Origin of the sequence: Actinomadura alba, from assembly GCF_014323705.1 — a bacterium.
GTDB classification, from domain to species: domain Bacteria; phylum Actinomycetota; class Actinomycetes; order Streptosporangiales; family Streptosporangiaceae; genus Actinomadura_C; species Actinomadura_C alba.
In genome coordinates this window covers 231,722-250,314 of record NZ_JABVEC010000006.1, presented here as the reverse complement: position 1 = coordinate 250,314, position 18,593 = coordinate 231,722, and the positions used below count along the sequence as shown (strand labels likewise).

General features: G+C 70.4%; 15 protein-coding genes. 9 read left to right on the top strand and 6 right to left on the bottom strand.

Annotated elements, in window-relative coordinates; translation table 11 throughout:
* The first annotated feature begins 51 nt into the window (after window positions 1–51).
* Window positions 52–1,305 carry an MFS transporter gene (locus HKK74_RS11180; protein ID WP_187243064.1) on the top strand — a complete coding sequence of 418 codons (1,254 nt, stop codon included), beginning with the start codon at window positions 52–54 and terminating at the stop codon, window positions 1,303–1,305.
* Between the two features lie 42 nt (window positions 1,306–1,347).
* Here the strand turns inward: HKK74_RS11180 and HKK74_RS11175 are convergent, their stop codons facing one another.
* The 4 genes from HKK74_RS11175 to HKK74_RS11160 all read right to left on the bottom strand — a co-directional run bounded on the left by HKK74_RS11175 (window position 1,348) and on the right by HKK74_RS11160 (window position 5,661).
* Window positions 1,348–2,229, bottom strand: a complete 882-nt coding sequence (locus HKK74_RS11175) for a hypothetical protein (RefSeq protein WP_187243063.1) — start codon at window positions 2,227–2,229, stop codon at window positions 1,348–1,350.
* A gap of 37 nt (window positions 2,230–2,266) precedes the next feature.
* Window positions 2,267–4,219 carry an ADP-ribosyltransferase gene (locus HKK74_RS42115; RefSeq protein ID WP_187243062.1) on the bottom strand — a complete coding sequence of 651 codons (1,953 nt, stop codon included), beginning with the start codon at window positions 4,217–4,219 and terminating at the stop codon, window positions 2,267–2,269.
* 704 nt (window positions 4,220–4,923) lie between these two features.
* A complete protein-coding gene (locus tag HKK74_RS11165; RefSeq protein ID WP_187243061.1) occupies window positions 4,924–5,265 on the bottom strand; it encodes a DUF6507 family protein in 342 nt (113 codons plus the stop codon).
* A gap of 24 nt (window positions 5,266–5,289) precedes the next feature.
* Window positions 5,290–5,661: a hypothetical protein gene (locus tag HKK74_RS11160; protein ID WP_187243060.1), complete on the bottom strand. Its 372-nt coding sequence runs from the start codon at window positions 5,659–5,661 to the stop codon at window positions 5,290–5,292.
* Window positions 5,662–5,969: 308 nt separating this feature from the next.
* Here HKK74_RS11160 and HKK74_RS11155 point away from each other — a divergent pair, with 308 nt between their 5' ends.
* The 5 genes from HKK74_RS11155 (at window position 5,970) to HKK74_RS41350 (ending at window position 10,616) form a co-directional block, all read left to right on the top strand.
* Window positions 5,970–6,302, top strand: coding sequence for a hypothetical protein (locus HKK74_RS11155; protein ID WP_187243059.1), 333 nt, complete (start codon window positions 5,970–5,972; stop codon window positions 6,300–6,302).
* 30 nt (window positions 6,303–6,332) lie between these two features.
* On the top strand, window positions 6,333–6,638 hold the full coding sequence (locus HKK74_RS11150) for a pore-forming ESAT-6 family protein (RefSeq protein WP_187243058.1): 306 nt from the start codon (window positions 6,333–6,335) through the stop codon (window positions 6,636–6,638).
* Window positions 6,639–6,810: 172 nt separating this feature from the next.
* Entirely contained in the window at window positions 6,811–7,752 is a 942-nt protein-coding gene (locus HKK74_RS11145) for a TNT domain-containing protein (RefSeq protein ID WP_312881410.1), read from the top strand.
* 93 nt (window positions 7,753–7,845) lie between these two features.
* The gene (eccD, locus tag HKK74_RS11140; protein ID WP_187243056.1) at window positions 7,846–9,171 is read left to right on the top strand and encodes a type VII secretion integral membrane protein EccD; all 1,326 of its coding nucleotides are present in this window, start codon (window positions 7,846–7,848) and stop codon (window positions 9,169–9,171) included.
* Window positions 9,172–9,188: 17 nt separating this feature from the next.
* Window positions 9,189–10,616: a MinD/ParA family ATP-binding protein gene (locus HKK74_RS41350; RefSeq protein WP_187243055.1), complete on the top strand. Its 1,428-nt coding sequence runs from the start codon at window positions 9,189–9,191 to the stop codon at window positions 10,614–10,616.
* Between the two features lie 15 nt (window positions 10,617–10,631).
* On the opposite strand, the gene HKK74_RS11130 is transcribed toward HKK74_RS41350, so the two are convergent.
* Window positions 10,632–11,501, bottom strand: a complete 870-nt coding sequence (locus HKK74_RS11130) for a hypothetical protein (RefSeq protein ID WP_187243054.1) — start codon at window positions 11,499–11,501, stop codon at window positions 10,632–10,634.
* A 149-nt stretch (window positions 11,502–11,650) separates the two neighbouring features.
* Here HKK74_RS11130 and eccCa point away from each other — a divergent pair, with 149 nt between their 5' ends.
* From eccCa to HKK74_RS11115, 3 genes are read left to right on the top strand one after another with little or no spacing between them, the layout of a single operon-like run.
* Window positions 11,651–15,673 carry a type VII secretion protein EccCa gene (gene eccCa, locus HKK74_RS11125; protein WP_187243053.1) on the top strand — a complete coding sequence of 1,341 codons (4,023 nt, stop codon included), beginning with the start codon at window positions 11,651–11,653 and terminating at the stop codon, window positions 15,671–15,673.
* Complete coding sequence (locus HKK74_RS11120; protein ID WP_187243052.1) at window positions 15,670–16,041, top strand: hypothetical protein; 372 nt, start codon at window positions 15,670–15,672, stop codon at window positions 16,039–16,041. Before eccCa ends, HKK74_RS11120 begins: the two co-directional genes overlap by 4 nt.
* The gene (locus tag HKK74_RS11115) at window positions 16,038–17,096 is read left to right on the top strand and encodes a DUF6177 family protein (RefSeq protein WP_187243051.1); all 1,059 of its coding nucleotides are present in this window, start codon (window positions 16,038–16,040) and stop codon (window positions 17,094–17,096) included. The genes HKK74_RS11120 and HKK74_RS11115 overlap by 4 nt, the downstream gene beginning before the upstream one ends.
* On the opposite strand, the gene HKK74_RS11110 is transcribed toward HKK74_RS11115, so the two are convergent.
* Window positions 17,044–18,429 (bottom strand): FAD-dependent oxidoreductase, encoded by a 1,386-nt coding sequence (locus HKK74_RS11110; RefSeq protein ID WP_187243050.1) that lies wholly within the window; start codon window positions 18,427–18,429, stop codon window positions 17,044–17,046. The two genes, HKK74_RS11115 and HKK74_RS11110, sit on opposite strands and share 53 nt — an antisense overlap.
* Window positions 18,430–18,593 lie beyond the last annotated feature (164 nt).

Here is an 18,593-nt window from a genome sequence, read left to right as displayed (position 1 = left end):
ACACCCGATGACCCGTCCGCCCTCGAGGAACCGCCTCCATCCAATCCCGGCATGCTCGCCGCGTTGTCCCATCGCGACTTCGCGCTGTTGTGGTCGGGTCAGTCGCTCAGCGCGATCGGGAACCGGATGTTCCCCATCATCGTCGCGCTCGTGGTCCTCGACCGTCGTGGCGGGGCGGCCGGGCTGGGTCTCGTACTGGCGGTCCAGGGCATCGCCCTGCTCGTGGGGACGGTCGTCGCCACCTCGGTGGGCGACCGCTGGCGGCGCAGCCGGGTGATGATGGCGACCGACGGCGTACGGATCGTCGGCGTGATCATCATCGCCTTCGCCCCGGCGACCCTGCCGTGGCCGGTCTTCATCGGCGCGATCGTCGGCATCGGCGCGGCCGAGGGCATGTTCCAGCCCGCCTACCGCGCGGCGCTGCCGCGGGTCCTCCCCCGAAGCCATCTGCAGGCCGGCAACGCGCTCACCTCGCTGTCGCAGTACATCGCCATCGTCATCGGACCCTCGCTCGCGGGCGTCGTCATCGCCACCCACGGGGCGGGGATCGCCCTGTGGATCGATGTCGCGACGTTCGCCGCCAGCCTCGCGACACTGTCGCTGATAAGAGAACACGCGAGTACGGAGAAGGCCGGAGCCGCCGAGGCGGGTCTGCTCCGACGTGGTGCCCGCGACTTCACCGAGGGGGTACAAGCGATCCGGGTGCGGCCTTGGCTCGCCGCGTCGATCTGTATGTCCACGCTGGTCATGGGCTTCGTCATGGCTCCCGCGATCGTCGCCGCCCCGATCGTGGCGGAAGAACGCCTGGGCGGCCCCCAGGCCTACGGTGCCGCGTTCACCGCCCTCGGGGTTGGATCGATCCTCGGCGCCCTGCTCGGCAGCAGGATCCGTACCGGCCGTCCCGGCGTCGTGGGGGCTCTCGGAGTGATGACCATCTTCGGGGCGATGATGTCGCTGGCCTTCCTGCCGCTTCCGGGTGTCGTGCTGTGCTGGGCCATCGCGGGCATGGGACTCACCATCTTCGAGATCCTCTGGATGACGGCGATCCAGCAGGACGTGCCCGACCACCTGCTCGGCCGCGTCCTGGCCCTCGACTGGCTCGGGAGTGACGGGCTGACGCCACTCGGCTTCGCTCTCGCCGGTGTCGTCGTCGGCGCACTCGGCACCCGCGACGTGCTCGTCGCCGGAGCGCTCCTGGTCCTCGTGATCGCGCCACTGCCCCTGCTGGTCCGCGGCGGCACCACCTTCTCCAGCACCGAGGCCGACGACGCCGCGCGCTCAGCGAAGGCCGAGGCGGCCCTCTGAGCCCGCGCCGGGAGTGGACGAGCGCGCTGGCAGAACGCGCGCTCAGCGTCCGGCGATCTCCTTCAGCGCGTCCAGGCTGGGGGCCTCTTGCTCCTGCGCATCGGCGGCGACGCCACCCCACTCCGGGTCCTCGGGCACACCGATCCAACGGCGCAGTGCGTCCAGCGGGGGCAACCCCTCTTTCTTGCACTGGTCGAGCCGGGAAATCCATAGTCGACCGGCGCGGAAGCCCTCGGCTCCGGCGGACAGGCGGCGCTGGTAATCGGCGGCGTCCTCGGTACCGGACGCCCACAGGTAGCCGAGAACCTCACCGCCCTTGGTCACGGGCAGATAGCGCACGGCCGAATCGGCCTGGAAGGAGTAACCCGGCTTCTCCAGGGTGAACGGCGACAGATCACCCCACCCCTTCGACCGGTCCATCGGCGTGCCATCCGGGAACGTGCCCTCCGGCCCGAGGGAGTCAGGGGGAGGGTCGCCGCCCGGATTGGCCAGCTCGTACAACTCCGCCAGACTCGCCGCCTCGCCCTCCTCGGCGTCGGCGGCGATCGCACCACCCTGCGGATCTTCAGGGGCACCCTGCCAGCGGCGTAGTGCCTGCAACGCCGACAGGCCCTCACCATAGGACTCTCGCATCCGTTCCGACCACGTCACCGGCGACCGGAACGCCTCCTCCGACGCGGTCAGCCGGCGCACATACCCCCCCGCCTTCTCGGTCGGCGATGCCCACAGGTAGCCGATGACCTCACCGGTCAGGGTGACGGGAAGGTAGTGAACGGGGCCCTTCGTGATGAGCAGGTACGTGCCCGGCGGAGGACCGGAACGACGCGGCCGGTCCGCGGCCGAGGGCCCCGATCCGGTCCCGCCGGGAGGCGGGCCGTTCTGTCCACCCGACAGCGGATCACTCTGCTTGCTCTGCGGGCCCACCGGCCGCACTCCCTTCACGTTGTTCGTACATGCTCACCTACGGCAGAACGTCGGCGTCGATGTCGTATCCACCATGGGCGTTCGGCGTCACGCTGTTGATGCGGTAGCGGGTGCCCCGCGGCAGGATCAGCTCACGCTGGTCATCGAACACGCTCTGCTTGCCCATCCACAGCCCGGGCGAGCCTTCCGGCACATTGATGTGCAGGTTGAATTTGAACGGATTCCCATCGACGACGGCGGGTGTCCTGCCCAGCGAGGTCGACATGTAGGCCGGCTCGGTCTGGGTCGTCCCCTCCAGCGCCCTGGGATTGCTCGGATCGAACCCATCCATGAAGCTTACGTCGTGCAGACCTCGCTGCACTTGGACGCCCTCCGGAAGCGGCTGGTCCAGCGCCCGATCGATCTCGTCGATCCGGTGCCAGAAGTCGGCCTCGCTCGGGAATCCGTCGAAGTACCGGGCCAGGAATCCGCGATGGCCCGAGTAGTTGAGCCACTCCTCCAGTCGCGCCTCTGGGTCCGGGCGGCGCAGGATGTCGTCGACGATGGACCGCTGATCCGGTGTCAGATCGGTCCGGCGTGACGCATCGTAGATGTCGGCGATGGACGGGGGACGTCCACCGTTCATCTCGAACAGATGCCATCCCGGCTGGACGCTGTTCCACGCACGGTGCAGGGCGGCCGGCAGATCGGCACCCGGGCGCAGGAACGGGTTCGGGAACGACTGCCTGGTGTACCACCGCACCGCGTTCTGCAGGTCGGGAGGCAGATTCCGGTAGACGTCGCCGAGGCGTTCCTCCCCGTAGCGCTCACCATCGGCATCGGAGTCGAACCGCCGGATACCGTCCTCGACCCGCCCGGGGAGCGGATCGGTGTGCCCACCGGGGTCGGCACCGTCATGATCCGGGTCTGCGCCGTCCGGGTCAGCGTTGTCCGGGTCAGCGTTGTCCGGGTCAGCGTTGTCCGGGTCAGCGTTGTCCGGGTCAGCGTTGTCCGGGTCAGCGTTGTCCGGATCTGCGTTGTCCGGATCTGCGTTGTCCGGATCTGCGTTGTCCGGATCTGCGTTGTCCGGATCTGCGTTGTCCGGATCTGCGTTGTCCGGATCTGCGTTGTCCGGATCTGCGTTGTCCGGGTCGGAGGTGTTCCCATCACCCGGGTTCTGGTCGCCCTGACCTTGCTGATCGCCGGGTCCGTCGGAGTCGCCGTTGGGCGGGTCGGTCGGACCGTCTCCGCCGCCGTCCGTGGGTGAAGGGTCACCCTGCTGCTGGCCGCCGTCGCCGTTCTGCTCGCGTCCGCCGACGTTGACCGGTTCGCGGTCGGGCGTGTTGTCGGTCGTGCTGTCAGGGGTGTTGTCGGCGGGCACGTCGTCGAAGCCGTCGGCGTCCCGCAGGGCGTCGTCGAGGCCGTTGAGCTCGTCGGTGTCCAGATCCAGGTCGTCCAGGGAGTTCTGCAGATCCTGGGTCGAGGGCAGGTTGGACTGCTGACCGGGCAGGTCCGCCTGGTCCAGGTCGACCCGATTGGCGTCCGGGGAATCGACGTCCACATCGGCGTCGCCCCGCCGGCCCGCCCGGATCAGGCCCTTGACCACACCGGCACCACCGAGGAAGCAACTGCCGATGTTCAGCACGCTCTGGGTGATGACGTACCCCGCGCCGTTGCCGCCGTCCCACTCCCGGTACGGCACGAACGCGTTCACCAGGCCGAGCCAGTTGTCGCCGAGGTTGCCCCAGCCCTGCCACCCCCAGCCGTCCGGTCCGTAGAAACCCACCAGGCCCACCAGGCCACCCGCCATGGCCTCCCAGTTGCCCAGCAGACCGTCCCAGCCCTGCCAGCCCCAGCCGTCCTCGCCGTACATGCCCACCAGCGAGGCCAGGTCCTGCACGATCCCGACACCGAAGTCCTTGACGCCGTTCCAGACATCCTCGTACCACGGCGCGTCGTACTCCTGCGGCTTCGCCCACGGAGTCTCGATGTCCTCGATCGTCCGCGACAACCCGTAAACCTGCTCACCATTCCGAACCAACTGCTCATCAGCAGTCGGATCAGAACCAATGAAACGCGTCCCGCCGAACAACGCCGTAATCGCGTTCGCGCAGGTCCGCTCCGCCTCCTGATAGGCCACCAATTTGGCCATCACATCATTGTTCAGGTCATTATGCTGATTGACCTTGTCCTCATCCTCACGCCAATCATCGTCCCCATCGATACTCGCCCGGAACGACACCGCCTCAGACTTCAACCGCCGCAGATCCCCCACCAACGTCCGCGCCGTCGCCGCAAACGTCACCAACGCATCACCCGCAGTACCCGTAGGCGCCTTCAACGAATCCCCGGCCGACGCCACCGGATTCGTCCCGGCGAACAGCAACCCCGCCTCAGGCGCCGAATAAAACTGCGACAACCCCTGCCACGCCGAATCGATGTCATGACCCTTCTGAGCGATACTCACCCCATCCGCCTTCAGAGCCCGCCCAGCAGCATCCACCTCCTCCGGATTCACCGCAGGAATCGGAATCGCACCCGGATCGATCACACCACTCAACGTCGTCACACCACCCAAAACCCGATGACCGGATCTGCCCGGTCTCCGTCATCGTCACGAATCCGCGCCGGCGTCCCCGGCGTCCGTACTGGTGTCCACTGGTGCCGGCGGCATCCCGTTCGCCCATGTACGGGCATCCGACGCCGCCGGCCCGTTCACTGCCGAGTCGCGTTCCGCTGGGCCTCCGCGGCCATTTCCAGGTCGCCGTCGATATACGCCCTGGTGGCCGCGACCGCGCCCGTGATGCAACTGCTCGTCTTGGTGCCCATGCTCTTGAGAGTGGGCGAGTAGTGCTCGACGAATTCCTTCAGCGCGGTGCCGATGGGAGCGCTGGCGGCGCCGGTGCCCGCGTCCTCGACGTGGTTGGCGAAGTCGGTCACCTGCTTCTGGAGGGTCTTGCCGTCGCCGCCCCCGCCGCCGGCGCCGTCGGTGACGTGCCCCGCGACCCTGGTCACGACGCCGCTCACGCCGGGAGGGTCGATGTCCCAACTCGACATGCCGCTGTTCTCCGTTCCTACTCGTCAGTCGATCGACCCGGTGCCACCGGACGGCCACTGGAATGCGGACTCGACGTCGGGCGACTTTCGGGTGCCGCTGAACCGGCCCGCACGGAAACCGGCGGGCGGGCGCGTGGTCGTCGGCCCGTGCTTTCGTACGGTCGCCGCCGCCGCCATTCCGGCCAGGTCCGCCATCTGGGCGACGCTCTCACTGATCTGCTGCGCGTCCGCCTTGATGTCCGATGCCAGCCGGGCGGTCCCCGCCTTGAGCGCCGTGAGGGGATCCGACGCGCCGGTGCCGTCCTCGTCGGGACGGGACGTGTTCATCTCGGCATGGTCGTCCGCATGGTCGCCCAGAGCGTCCCAGCCGGGCTGCTCCACCACCTCGAACTTCATGACCCCGCCTCCCGTTGATCCGCCATGTCGCCCAGACTCTTTGATGGCGCGAACCCTCCGAAGGTTCCGGTCAAATCAAGGTAAAGCAAGACTATGCCGGGACGCATCTGGTCCGCACGCCCTTTGCGGCCGTACATTCAAGGACGAACACATTGGATACGTGGGAACCAACGCTCCTCCGGTCACATCTACATATAGGGAAGAGCCGAAGCCACGACCTGTGAGAGCATGGGCGATGGCGTTCGTGCTGAGGTTCCCTCGAACGGACAGAGCGCGACAAGTGACGAACTGAGTGGGCAGGTGAGAGCATGTCAGGGCGGTGGGACCAGGGCGATCAGACGCTGGTCACCCTGGCGCGGGGCACCCAGGGCGCGAACCAGGACCTGGGGACTCTGGTCAGGCAGCTGATCCAGGCGGCAGAGCCGCTCGTGGGCAAGTTCAACGGCGCCGGCAAGGCGACTTTCGACTCCTTCAAGGCCAATGCCGACCAGATCACGGCGGACCTCAACGCCGGCCTGGGATCGGTCAATACCGGTCAAATGGGCATGGAGCAGGCGTTCTCTTCCGGTGACCAGTCGATGGCGGACGAGGCCCAGTCGAGGATGGGCTCGGCCAACTTCGACGCCGCCAAGTTCCGGTGAGCTGAGCGAGATCGAGGGAGACGCACTGTAATGAGCGGCAACGGACGGCGCAGCTACGACATCGATGCCTCGGGGGAGGCACAGACCAATATCCACGCGATCATCGGTCAGCTCGAAACCCTCATCGGCCAGCGCGACACCGATGTCTCGACCGCGATGTCGGACTTCGAGGCCACCGGGGTCTCCGATGAGTACAGCGCCAAAGAGCTCAAGTGGCACAACGCGGCCAATGAGGTCCGGGAGATCATCCGGCTCGTCAAGGGGACGCTCGAGGCCAACGACGGCACCGCGCAGACCACGCTGAGCAAGGCCGGCGCGGCGGTCCAGGCCATCTGACGGACCGCGCGGCCAGGCAGGGCCAAGCAGACGGCTCGAGTACGGGGGGGACACCCGCTGAGGGGCGTCCCTCCCGCACTGTGTTCAACGCCCGCCGGCAGGCGGGCCGGTTCGTTGTCGGGAGACGTGGGTGGCCCGGGACTATGACACACAGCTGCTCGAATCAGTGGCAGTGCGTCGTCGGCGTCTTCGTGACGCGGCATTGTTCGGACAACACCGCACCCGCCGTACGCTCGACGAGAACATCAACAAGATCCTCATCGGGCTGTGCATCGCCGCGGTCGCGTGCGCGGGCTGCGTCGGCTGGTCGGTCGTGCAGACCCAGTTGCTGAAGCAGAAGAAGGAGCAGGCCGCCCAGTCCCAGACCGCGCCGAATCCGGGTGCGGCGCAGGTGCCGGCCGACTGGGTGGGCGCCCAGGTCACGATTCCGATGCTCCGGACCGCGCTGTCCAGGGCGCGGGTTCCGGCGTCCCTGTACGTGCTCCCGGGCCAGCCGCGTCCCCCGGCGCATCGCACCTCCAGCTACTACCTGCTCGCGAGGAACCAGACCCAGTTCTCCGCCGGGATCGTCGAGGGCCGCGAGGGCCGGATCGGCGCCGAGTTCGGCACCGAGGACGAGGCGTGCCGCTGGATGTACGGCGAGCTCGTCGTCAAGGAGACCCGCCCGGCGCGCCTGACCGCGCTCGAGGAGCAGGAGGCCCCTCGGCTCGCCACGTCATTGGTCGGCGATGTCAGGGCCAAGATGGCGCAGCAGGGGGGCGGCGGCTCGTTGGCCTATCCCCTGCCACAGGGCACCCTGGTGGATCAGTTCGGTCAGGAGAGCGGATCCGCGCTGTTCCCGGCCGGCACACCGTTCGCCCAGCGGGGACAGCCGCCGGCCGCGCGCTTCACCGTGAACTCGCAGGTGCCGTCGAACTACCACCGCTACCGAGTGGTCAGACCCTTCCAGGTCGACGCCTCAGTCGTGCCCGCCGGTTCCGGAGGACCCGGCGGAGCCATGCGTTTCACGATCGCGCCGGCCCTGTTCAGCCAGCCGCCCGCCCTCCCGAGCGTCCGCTGGCTCCTGCGCAACGGCTACCTTGAACGGATCACGGTGGCGACCATCCCAGACTAGGCCGGGCGATCGGGGCCGCTCGGCGGTCGCGCGCACCATCATGCAGGTCCGGGGCGAAGGCCACCGGAGGAGTGACGTCAACGGAAGGCGCTCATGGCTTCGTGGAGCCGGGTCACGATCGTCGGTGACCAGCGGAGGGTCGATGCGGTCCTGCCCGCGCAGGAGCCGATCGGGGCCCTCATGCCGGACGTGCTGCAACTGGTCGGCGACCCGGTGGAGAACCCGCCACGGCTACGGCACCTCGTGACCACGACCGGCGACGTGCTGGACGGGAACTCCACCCTCGCCGAGCGCAGGATCCCCGACGGTTCCGTGCTCCGGCTGATCCGTGCCGAAGAACCGCTGCCGGCCCCCGTCGTGCACGAGGTCCCCGAGGTGGTCGGCGACGCTCTCGACGGCCATGTCTGGCGCTGGGGACCCGGCCCGATGCGATGGACGGCCACGTTCAGTGCGACGGCGCTCACCCTGACCATCGGGCTGCTCATCAGGAACGGCCTGCCCGAGGCCGGAGGACTGGCGATCGTGGCCGCGGCGGCCTTCCTCCTGCTCCTCGCGGGCATGGCGATCGGCGCGACCTGGCGCGAGCCGCTGGGCACGGCGCTGTCGCTCTGCGGCGCGGGCATGGGCGGCCTGTCCATCTGGTTCGCCGCCGACCTCTACGCCTGGGGAGGCTGGGCGCGCTGGGGCGGCATCGCGGTACTCGCCGGTCTGGTCACCATCGGACTCGGCCTCACGTCTCCGCTGCGCGGCGGCGGGACGATCGGCGGTGCCCTCGCCCTGGTCCTCGCCCTGGCCTGGACCATCAGCACCGGCCTCGACCTGGACGCCGCGCGTGTCTCGGCCGTCCTCGCCATCGTCTGCGTGATCCTGCTCAGCCTGCTGTTGCGCATCGCGCTGATGCTCTCGGGACTCACGACGCTGGACGACCGGCGCAGCGCCGGAGCCACTGTCGCACGCAGCGACGTCACGACGGCACTGGCCAGCGCGCACCACAGCATGGTGATCGCCACCGTCGCGGTGGCGATCGCGGTGGTCGTGGCGGGGTACGGCACGAAGACGGTCTTCAACGGCTGGACCGCCGCGCTGTCGGTCCTGCTCGCGATCGTCGTGGCCAGCCGGGCAAGGGTGTTCCCGCTGGCGATCGAGAAGATCACACTGCTCGGCGCCGCCATCTCGGTGATCGTCCACCTGGTCCTGGCCTGGGCCGACCATGAGCCATGGGCGGTGGCACCGGCGATCGCCGTACTGCTGCTCATCCTGCTGCTGCCGATCGTGGTGCTGTCCACCGAGCAGCCGGAGCACGTACGGGCCAGGCTGCGGCGGATCACGAACCGCATCGAGGCGGTGGCCGTCGTCGTGATGGTGCCTGTGGCGATCGGAGCCTTCGGGACCTTCGAGCGCCTGCTCAATACCTTCTGAGCCGAGAGGAAGCCGGGGTGGCGGACCAGAACCGCAGCGGGTGGGACGACCCGCCGGGCGCCGCACGACCCGACCCTGACCAGGGGCCGGGCGAGCCGCCCGCCTCAGGCGAGCACGCGTCGAGGCCCGCGGCGGCGCCCGACCCCCGGTCCACACCGCAGGCACCGCCCGGGCAGTGGTACGGCGGCCAGGCTCCCCCGGCCCCGCACCCAGCGCCGGCACCGGCACCCGCACCCGCACAGTGGTATCCCCAGCAGCCTCCGCCCGGCAACGCGCAGTGGTATCAGCAGCCCGCGTCCCAGCCCCAGCCTCCTCGAGCCGGGTCTGGGTCCGGGTCCGAACAGCCGGCGGCGGCCGGGCCGGTCGCCGGGCGACAGCCGGACCCGCACCAGCAGGGCTCATGGACCTACGCTCCGCCCGCGCAGCCCGGGTCCCCAGGCCCGCAGGTGCCGCAGGTGCCGCAGGTGCCGCAGGTGCCGCAGGTGCCGCAGGTGCCGCCGGCCGGGGTACCGAGCCTCGGCGCCGAGGCTCTCTTGCCGGGGGCACGGCGGGAAGCCGGTGAGCTCGTCGGGCAGCAGGCGCACGGCGACTCCCTGATGCGCCGGGTCGGCCACGGGGTCGCACAGGTCTTCCGGCCGGCCGAAGAGGTCCAGACGGCCGCGCAGTTCGGCGAATGGGTCCAGCATCCCGTCACCACCGGCCGGCGCATCGCCGTGACGAGCATCCGCGGCGGCGCGGGCAAGAGCACGATCGCGGCGCTGCTCGCGACCGTGTACGGCCACTACCGGCAGGACCGCGTGCTCGCCCTCGATGTCGACCCCGGCCTCGGCTCGCTGGCCCTGCGGCTCGGCATCACGCCCACCCACTCGCTGGGGGACCTGGACCCGAACCTCGCCCAGAGCGGTTCGTTCGACGAGGTCCAGCCGTATCTGACGCGCGCCGGCCGGCAGATGTGGGTTCTGCCGGGCACCCGGTCCGCTGTGCACGACAGCACGTTGGACGCGGGAACGTACCAGGGCGCCGCCGCGCCACTGAGCCGGTTCTTCGCACTCACGGTCATCGACTGCGGGGCGGGCCTGCTCGGTGACCTGCATCGCACGGTGCTGAGCAGCGCGCACGCCCAGATCCTCGTCACCCATGCCACGTACGACGGTGCGGTGAGCGCCCGTGAGGCGCTGGACTGGATGATGCTCGGCGGCCTGTCCGAGCTGGTCCGCCGTACGGTCGTGGTGTTCGTCGCCCGCAACCCGGACGCCGAGTCGGTGCTCGATCTCGGCCGGGCGGCCACCCTGGTCCAGGAACCCGGTGCCGGCGCCGTGCGGTTCGCCTACGACCGGCACGTCGCGCTCGGCACCACTCTGGACGCGCGCCGGATGGCCTATGCCACCAGGCTCACGGGCGTACGTATCGCCGCCGAGGCCATGCGCCGCGCGGTCGCAGCCTGAGGCGGCCCCCCAATGTCACCCTTTGGGCGGAATACGCGGTATGAGGCCGGACAGCTCGGCCGGCGGCGCGCCGTCCGGCGTCACCAGGGCGAGCCGGTTGTCCAGCCACCAGAACGTGTCGCTGGAGCACGCGTCGTCGCTGCGCTCGTACATCTCACCGACGACGTCCGTGAACACCGGCAGTACGTCGAAGACGGCGGTGGAGGTCACCGGGTACAGCAGCAGCGTGTTGTGATCGGGCACGCCGACCAGCGCGCCGTAGGGGCACGGCCCGGGCAGGAACTGCGGCAGCTCGGTGAGCGCCGCGGACACGTAGCGGTTGCCGGGTTTGGTGACCAGCCGTACGGACTCGGTCATCGTGATCGGCCGTTCGGTGGCGATGACGCCGATGAGCTCGCGCTCGTGGGTGTTGTTGACGGCCAGGCTGCCGACCCGGGACAGCCCGAGCCGGGCGCATCGCTCCTTGGTCAGCGGCCCTCCGTACAGCGGATGGTCGATGACGACCATCGCGTCCAGGTGCCGCCCGAACTCGGTGACCACGAAGGTCTCCCGGGCCGTGTCCGGCACCCTGGGCACGATGCGCAGCCGCAGCAGCCGCCGCACGTCACCGAGCAGCTCGATCTCTCCGATGGCCATCGCCGCCCGGTCGCTGACGCCGAGCAGCCATTCCTCGATGAGCTTCGGCCACTTGTGCTGCGGGGCGCGCGCGCACCGCTCGACGATGACCGCCGTGGCCGCGCGCGGCTCGGCCCGGCCGACCGGCAGGACGACCTCGGCCGCTTCGGCGTTGAAGCGCGCGTCCGGCACGAGAAGGGGCAGCAGGTCCTGGATGAGGGCATGCACGTCGGCCGCGACGTCGGGGACGTCCGGCGGTTCGGTGCTCATCGGCCCGTCCCCCGTGAAAGGGCTGCACTCACAGATCCTTCTTACCATCGCGGCCGCTTCGGCGATCGCAGCTTCGGCGCAGGAACGATCGGCGCGATGGCCCACGCCCATAGGCTGTACACGACAATCGACGACGTGGAGGAGGGCTGGTGACCACCCGCATCGTCCACCGCCCGGCGCGCACTGTCCACCCTCCGGCCGGGCAGGGTCCTCGGCAGATCGAGGCGCCGCCCACCCTGCCGGACGAGCAGGGCGGCGGAAACCAGCTCATGGCCATTCTGCCGATGGTCGGCATGATGGCCTCACTGACCCTGATGACCGTGGTGCGCAATCCGGCCTTCATGGGGCTGGGCGCGGTACTGCTGGTCGTCGCGGTGGTGGCCGCCGCAGCCATGCTGCTGTCGCGGCGCGGGCAGGTGGGCCGGCAGCGCCGCAGCCAGCGTGAGCGCTACCTCGACTACCTCGAGGAGCTGCGCGAGGACCTCGGCCGGCAGGAACGCGAGATCCGTGCCCAGGCCCGGCTGCTCGATCCGCCCCCCGAGGCGCTGTACGACGTCGTACGCGACCCCACCCGGCTGTGGGAGCGCCGACGCCAGCACGCGGACTTCCTCAAGGTGCGCATCGGCACCGGTTACATGCCGGGCGACCCGCTGATGCTGGGCGAGCAGGGCAGCGCGCTGGCACCGACCGACCCGTTCATGGCCTCGGAGGCCAGGGCCGCCATCCGGCGGTTCGAGAGCATGCCGGACATGCCGCTGACGGTGCCGCTGGACCTCGCGGGGAACGTGAGCGTCATCGGGCCCCGCGAGGACGTGCTGCGGCTGATGCGGGCGCTGCTGCTGCAGGTGACCGCCTTCCACGCCCCCGGCGACATCGCCATCGCCGTCGCCCACCGTGCGGCGCACACCCCGGACTGGGACTGGCTGAAGTGGCTGCCGCACGTGCTCGACCCGCACCGGCGGGACGGCGGCGTGAACGCCCGGCTCATCGCGCCGACTCCGCTGCGGCTCGGCGCGCTGCTCTCCGACGACCTGCGCCAGCGCAGCGACTTCGCCGCGGAGATCCGCCGGGGCATGGGCAAGCGCGATGCCTACCGCCTGATGCGCCGGCTGCTGGTCGTGCACGACACCCATGGACAGGTGGCGGACGAGCTGATCCGTCCCGACGAGGGCCTGTCGCCGGAGGCCCTGGGCACGACCGTCATCCATCTGGTGGCCGACCAGGTCGCCGAGCCCGGCGAGGTCAGCGTCCGGATGACGGTGGCCGGCGACCAGGTACGGGTCGAGGACCTGCGCGGCGAGACGCCCGTGGTGCTGACCGGCACCGTGGACGACGTGAGCGGCCCGATGATGAGCGGGATGGCGCGGATGCTCTCCCCCATCCGGCTGTCGCGCGAATCGCTCGAGGAGGAGGCGGCGCACGCGGGCAGCGTGGAGTTCACCTCGCTCATGAACGTCGAGGACCCGAGCGACCTCGACGTGCGGCGGCTGTGGGCGCCGCGCACCGAGCGCAACTTCCTGCGCGTGCCGATCGGCATCGACGAGGCCGGGCAGCCGATCATTCTCGACCTCAAAGAGGCGGCCCAGCTGGGCATGGGTCCGCACGGCCTGTGCGTGGGGGCCACCGGATCCGGCAAGAGCGAGATGCTACGCACCCTGGTGCTCGCGCTCGCCGCCTCGCACCCGCCGGAGCGGGTCAGCATGGTGCTGGTGGACTACAAGGGCGGCGCGACGTTCGCACCGTTCGAGAACCTGCCGCACGTCGCGGGCGTCATCACCAACCTGGAGGACGACGCCGGCCTGATCGAGCGGGTCTACTCCAGCCTCGCCGGCGAGGTGCAGCGCCGTCAGCAGGTCCTCAAGGACGCCGGCAACATCGCCAACATCGGTGACTACACCTACCGGCGCCAGCACGACTCCGGCATGCCGCCGCTGCCGCACCTCCTCGTGATCATTGACGAGTTCGGTGAACTGCTCACCGCCCGGCCGGACTTCATCGAGCTGTTCCTCTCCATCGGCCGGATCGGGCGCAGCATCGGGGTGCACCTGCTGCTGTCGAGCCAGCGGATCGAGGGCGGAAAGCTGCGCGGGCTCGACACCTACCTGTCGTACCGGCTGGGGCTGCGCACCTTCTCCGAGGAGGAGAGCCGCACCGTCCTCGACACGCCCGACGCCTTCCATCTCCCCGCGCTGCCGGGCTTCGGGTATCTCAAGGTCGACACCAGCGTCTACCAGCGGTTCAAGGCCGGGTACGTCTCCGGGCCCTACCGCGGCCCGGCGGTGATGGTCCAGGAGACCGACGAGGCCGCGCCGGTCCTGCCCTATCCGTCGTACAACACCATCGCCTCCGGGCAGCAGGACGACGACGCCGCCGGCGACGTGAGCCCCGATCTGCCCGACCGCACCGTCGGCCCGACACTGCTCGACGTGATGGTGAACCAGCTCGGCAAGCAGGGCGACCGGGTACAGAACATCTGGCTCCCGCCGCTGCCCGAGGCGATCACCCTCGACATGCTCACCGGTCCGGTGCGGGTCACCGACAACGGGATGTGGCTGCCCCTCCGGGTGCCGCCCATGCACGTGCCCGTCGGCGTGCTCGACGACCCCAAGCGGCAGTGGCAGGGGCTGTGGAACATCGACCTCACCGCCGCCGGCGGCCATGTCGCGCTGATCGGAGGTCCGCAGACCGGCAAGACCACCCTCCTGCGCACGTTGGTGCTGTCGATGGCGCTCACGCACGCGCCGGGCCAGGCGGCGGTCTACGCGGTCGACCTGGTCGGCGGCGGCCTGCAGGTGCTCTCCGGCCTGCCCAACGTCGGCGGCGTCGCGGGGCGGGGCGATCGGGAGCGGGTGCGCCGCACCGTCGAGGAGGTCTGCGGCATGCTGGACCACCGCCAGGAGGTGTTCCGCGTGCGCGGCATCGACTCGGTCCAGCGACTGCGTGACATGCACGCCGCGGGGCAGGTGCCCGAGCTGCCCTCCGCCGAGGTCGTCCTGCTCATCGACGGTTTCGGCGCGATCAGGAACGACTTCGAGGAGATCGACGACATGGTCGGCGACCTCCTGCAACGCGGTGGCGGCTACGGCATTCACATCGTCGCGGGCATGCTGCGCTGGAACGACGTGCGCATGGCCATGCAGTCGAACTTCGGTCAAAAGATCGAACTGCGCCTCAACGACCCGTCCGACTCGGCGGTGGACCGCAAGCTCGCCGAGACCATCAGCGCCAAGCTGCCGGGCCGTGCCCTCACCGACTCGAAACTGTTCGCGCACGTGGCCCTTCCCCGCATCGACCGGCAGCCGGAGGCGAGCGACCTCGGCCGGGTGGTCGAGACGACCGCCCGTACCGTGCGCAGTGCCTGGCACGGCGTCACCGCGCCTCCGGTACGGGTGCTCCCGTACGAACTGGCCGTCAGGTCGCTGCCGGGACCGGACCACGAGCGGCACCGGGTGCCGATCGGCATCGACGAGCGCGCCTTCGACCCCGTGCTGCTCGACCTGTTCGACCGCGACCAGAACCTGTTGGTGCTGGGCGACGGCGAATGCGGCAAGACCAATCTGCTGCGGCTCATCGCCCAGGGCCTCATCGACCGCCACACCCCGGAGGAGGTCGTGTTCGCCGTCATGGACCCGCGGCGCGGGCTGCGCGACCTCGTACCCGAGACCTACCTGGGCGGTTACGCGAGCAACGCGCGGGTGTGCGCGGGCCTGGCCGGTGGAGTGGCCAAGGAGCTCGAAGAGCGGATGCCCGGCGACGGCGACCAGTCGGCCCTCGCCGACGAGGGGCGCTTCGAGGGGCCGCGCATCGTCGTCCTCGTGGACGACTACGACATGCTGACCACGGCCGGGCAACAGCCGCTGGCACCGTTCCTGCCGTTCGTGCCGGCCGGGCGGGACATCGGCCTGCACTTCGTGGTGACCCGCAGGGTCGCCGGAGCGAGCCGGGGCTTGTACGATCCGCTGATCCAGGCGATCCGTGAGATCGGCACCGGCGCCCTGCTGATGTCCGGGGACCGGTCCGAGGGCCAGCTGTTCCCGCGGGTCTACGCCGCCCAGCAGCCGCCGGGCAGGGGCAAGTGGATCCGCCGCGGCGAATCGGCGCATCTGATCCAGACCGCACTCAGCGAGGCCCCCGCGCCGGCGGGTACCGACACCACGAAGGGGAACCAGTGACCCACGACGTCGTCGCCCTGGTCCAGAAGGCACCCGACGTGCGCGCCATCATCGACAGCATGGTCGACACCGGCAAGGACCTGCGGGTCCGCGGGGCCATCGAGGGCGCGGTCATCCAGCTCTGTGACGATCAGGGCCGGACCCTCGTGAGCATCGAACCCCCGCAGTTCGTCCGCGTCGAGGGCGAGGTGGAGCGGCTGCTCGGCGCGGAGGTCGCCGCCCGGGCCCCCGCACCCGTCTGGTGGGTCGAGGCGCGCGCGTCCGGAACGGACCCGCGCTCGGCCGCGCTGGGCCGAAGATTCGCCGAGGAGCTGGTCCGCCGACTCGGCGGCACCGTATGGACCGGATGGCGTGAGGGGCAGAGATGAGCGAGCCGGACGGCGCGGCGGAAGTCCAGGACGACGCCGTGACGACGCTCCACCCCGCGGTGGACATCGTCACCGACAAGGCGGCGGTCGTCATCCAGGACCGCCCCGTGGTCCCGCTGGCCACATGGCTGGTCGACGCGGCCAAGGCGTGCGCCGAAGCCCGCCAGGGCCTGCAGATCCTGACCTCGGCCGACGCGCGGATCACCATGCCGCTGCGGATGACCCTCTCCCAGCCGAAGGCCCGGTGGGTGGTGCGCGAGCCGGGCGACACCGGCTACTTCGACGGCTTCTCCGGCATGCCGCTCGTCTGGGACGGCTCGGCCTTCTCGGTGGCACCGGGCGATCGCCTCAAGGCCGGGCCCTCGCCGACGTTCGCCCGTCCGGCGCCGGAACTCGGCGCCCACCTGGTGCTGGACGTGAAGGTCCTGCACCAGGCCGCGAACGATCTGGTGCTCGGCGGCACCGTGGAGAGGCTGGCGACCGTCCTCGCCGGGGGCGGCCCAGCCGGCTGGGGCATCGCCGAGCCGGCCCTCAACCCGTGGGACCGCGCCGCCCTGACCGAGCTGTGCCACCGCCGGTCGCCTAAGTCGACCTGGGTCATGTTCACCGGTGCCGGGGAACGGCGTTTCATCGGCGGCCAGACGGTGTCAAGGGTGACGTCCGGCGTCAAGGAGGAGATCAGCTTCGTCGTCGGCCACGAGCCGGGCGAGGAACCGCCGCTGGACCTGCTGCCCCGGCTCGCCGCCGAGTTCGCCGAAGCGGGCACCCTGCTGTCGATGACCGTGCAGCGGACCGCCGGACGCCCGGACCTGACCTATTCGCCCCGCTGGTGCGGCGCGCCCGCACCGGTCGGCCTGGCCATCGGGACCGAGGCGGTACGCGAGATCGGTCTCGAACACGCCCAGGCCGGCCCCGTGGCCGGGAAGCCGATCGGGCCCGGCCGTGCCCGCGCGATGTGGTATCCGCTCGGCGACGGCCTCGACCCCGCGGCCTGGTCGCTGTTCAGTGACCTGATGCGGCACCTCCGGCCGGAGGGCCCGGCTCCGCGCCGCTGACCAGGTCCTCTTCGAGCGGGGCGGCGGAACGGTCGGCGGTCATCACGCGGAGCAGCACCGGCGGCAGGAACAGCGACGCGGGCCGCGACCTCAGCGCGAGCACGTCGAGGAGCTGAGCGCAGACCCGCCGGTCCACGTTGGCGGCCCCGACGACCCGGCTGACGTACCGGTTGACGATCCGGGTCCGCAGCCGGATCGGCGGGCCCTCGGTCTCGGCGTAGCGCAGGTCCTCGCCGGTGGCGATCAGCCAGGCGCCCGAGGCGACCCGCGCGGCCGTGCGCTGGAACCTCCGGGTGTCGGCGTGGCCGCGCAACCAGCCGTCCAGCGCGACGGCCTGGAGCGCCGCGACGCTCATGCCCTGACCGTAGATCGGGTCGAACGTGCACAAGGCGTCGCCCATCACGACGAACCCGTCCGGCCACGCGGGCAGGCGGTCGTAGTGGCGGCGCCGGTTGGCGGTGTGGCGGAAGCCCACGATGGGCGTGAGCGGCTCGGCGTCCCGGATCGCCTCGTAGAGCAGCGGGCTGCGCAGGTTCTTGGCGAAGTCCAGGAATGCCTCCTCGCCGGTGGGGGCGTAGTCGCGGCCGGCTCCGCTCAGGCTGCACATCCAGCGGCCGCCCTGCATGGGGAACAGGCCACCCGTGCGCCTGGTGGCGGGCGGGTCCGCCTGCAGGTACAGCGCCTTCCAGCCGGCGGCGAAGCCCTCGGGGATGGCGTAGTGCCGGCTCGCGTACCCGAGCAGCGGATCCACCACCGTCTCGCGGGGGGCCGGATAGCCCAGCTCGGCCAGCCAGCCGGGCGTACGGGCGCTCCGCCCGCTCGCGTCGACCACGAAGTCGGCCCGCAGGGGCTCGCCCGCGCCGGGTTCGCCCCGTTCGCGCGCGATGACGCCCGCGACGCCCCGGCCCCGAGGCACCAGGCCGGTGACCTCGTACCCGGTCATCAGCTCGACGTCACCGGCCAGGCGTCCGAGCAGCGTCCAGTCCAGGAGGCCGCGGCCGAAGGTGAGCAGGCGGGTGACCGCAAAGCGCCGACGCCAGCCGGCCGCGGTGAGCCAGAGCGCGTCCTGCGGCGCCCGGAGCATCGGCGCCCCGGCGGCGCGCATCTCCTCCTCGAACCCGGGGAACAGCCCCTCGATCAGTTCCAGCCCGCGGGTCCACAGGATGTGCAGGTGATGGCCCTGCGGGATGCCCGGTCGTACGTCCGGTGTGCCGGGGAGGTGATCGCGTTCGACGATGGTGACCCGGCCGAAATGACGCGAAAGCACCCGTGCGGCCAGCAGACCGGCCAGACTGGCTCCGACCACCACTGCGTGGTCGCGACTCTCCGGCACCGGCGCCTCCTTGGTCTCGGCGACTGTCGACTGATTGTCGGCCCGTCCGATGGCTTAACCAAGGATCAGTGTGCGAAATGTATGCGTTACCGACATATCTAACGAAACGGTAAGGAAATCGTTGATTGCCCCTTGAGCCCAGCGTGCCGATACTCTAATCCATC

Excerpts from the sequence above, each read along its gene's own strand:
- HKK74_RS11180 (WP_187243064.1), top strand. The coding sequence starts at position 52 with ATGCTCGCCGCGTTGTCCCATCGCGACTTCGCGCTGTTGTGGTCGGGT.
- HKK74_RS11165 (WP_187243061.1), bottom strand. The coding sequence starts at position 5,265 with ATGTCGAGTTGGGACATCGACCCTCCCGGCGTGAGCGGCGTCGTGACC.
- HKK74_RS11160 (WP_187243060.1), bottom strand. The coding sequence starts at position 5,661 with ATGAAGTTCGAGGTGGTGGAGCAGCCCGGCTGGGACGCTCTGGGCGAC.
- HKK74_RS11155 (WP_187243059.1), top strand. The coding sequence starts at position 5,970 with ATGTCAGGGCGGTGGGACCAGGGCGATCAGACGCTGGTCACCCTGGCG.
- HKK74_RS11150 (WP_187243058.1), top strand. The coding sequence starts at position 6,333 with ATGAGCGGCAACGGACGGCGCAGCTACGACATCGATGCCTCGGGGGAG.
- eccD (WP_187243056.1), top strand. The coding sequence starts at position 7,846 with ATGGCTTCGTGGAGCCGGGTCACGATCGTCGGTGACCAGCGGAGGGTC.
- HKK74_RS11130 (WP_187243054.1), bottom strand. The coding sequence starts at position 11,501 with ATGAGCACCGAACCGCCGGACGTCCCCGACGTCGCGGCCGACGTGCAT.
- HKK74_RS11115 (WP_187243051.1), top strand. The coding sequence starts at position 16,038 with ATGAGCGAGCCGGACGGCGCGGCGGAAGTCCAGGACGACGCCGTGACG.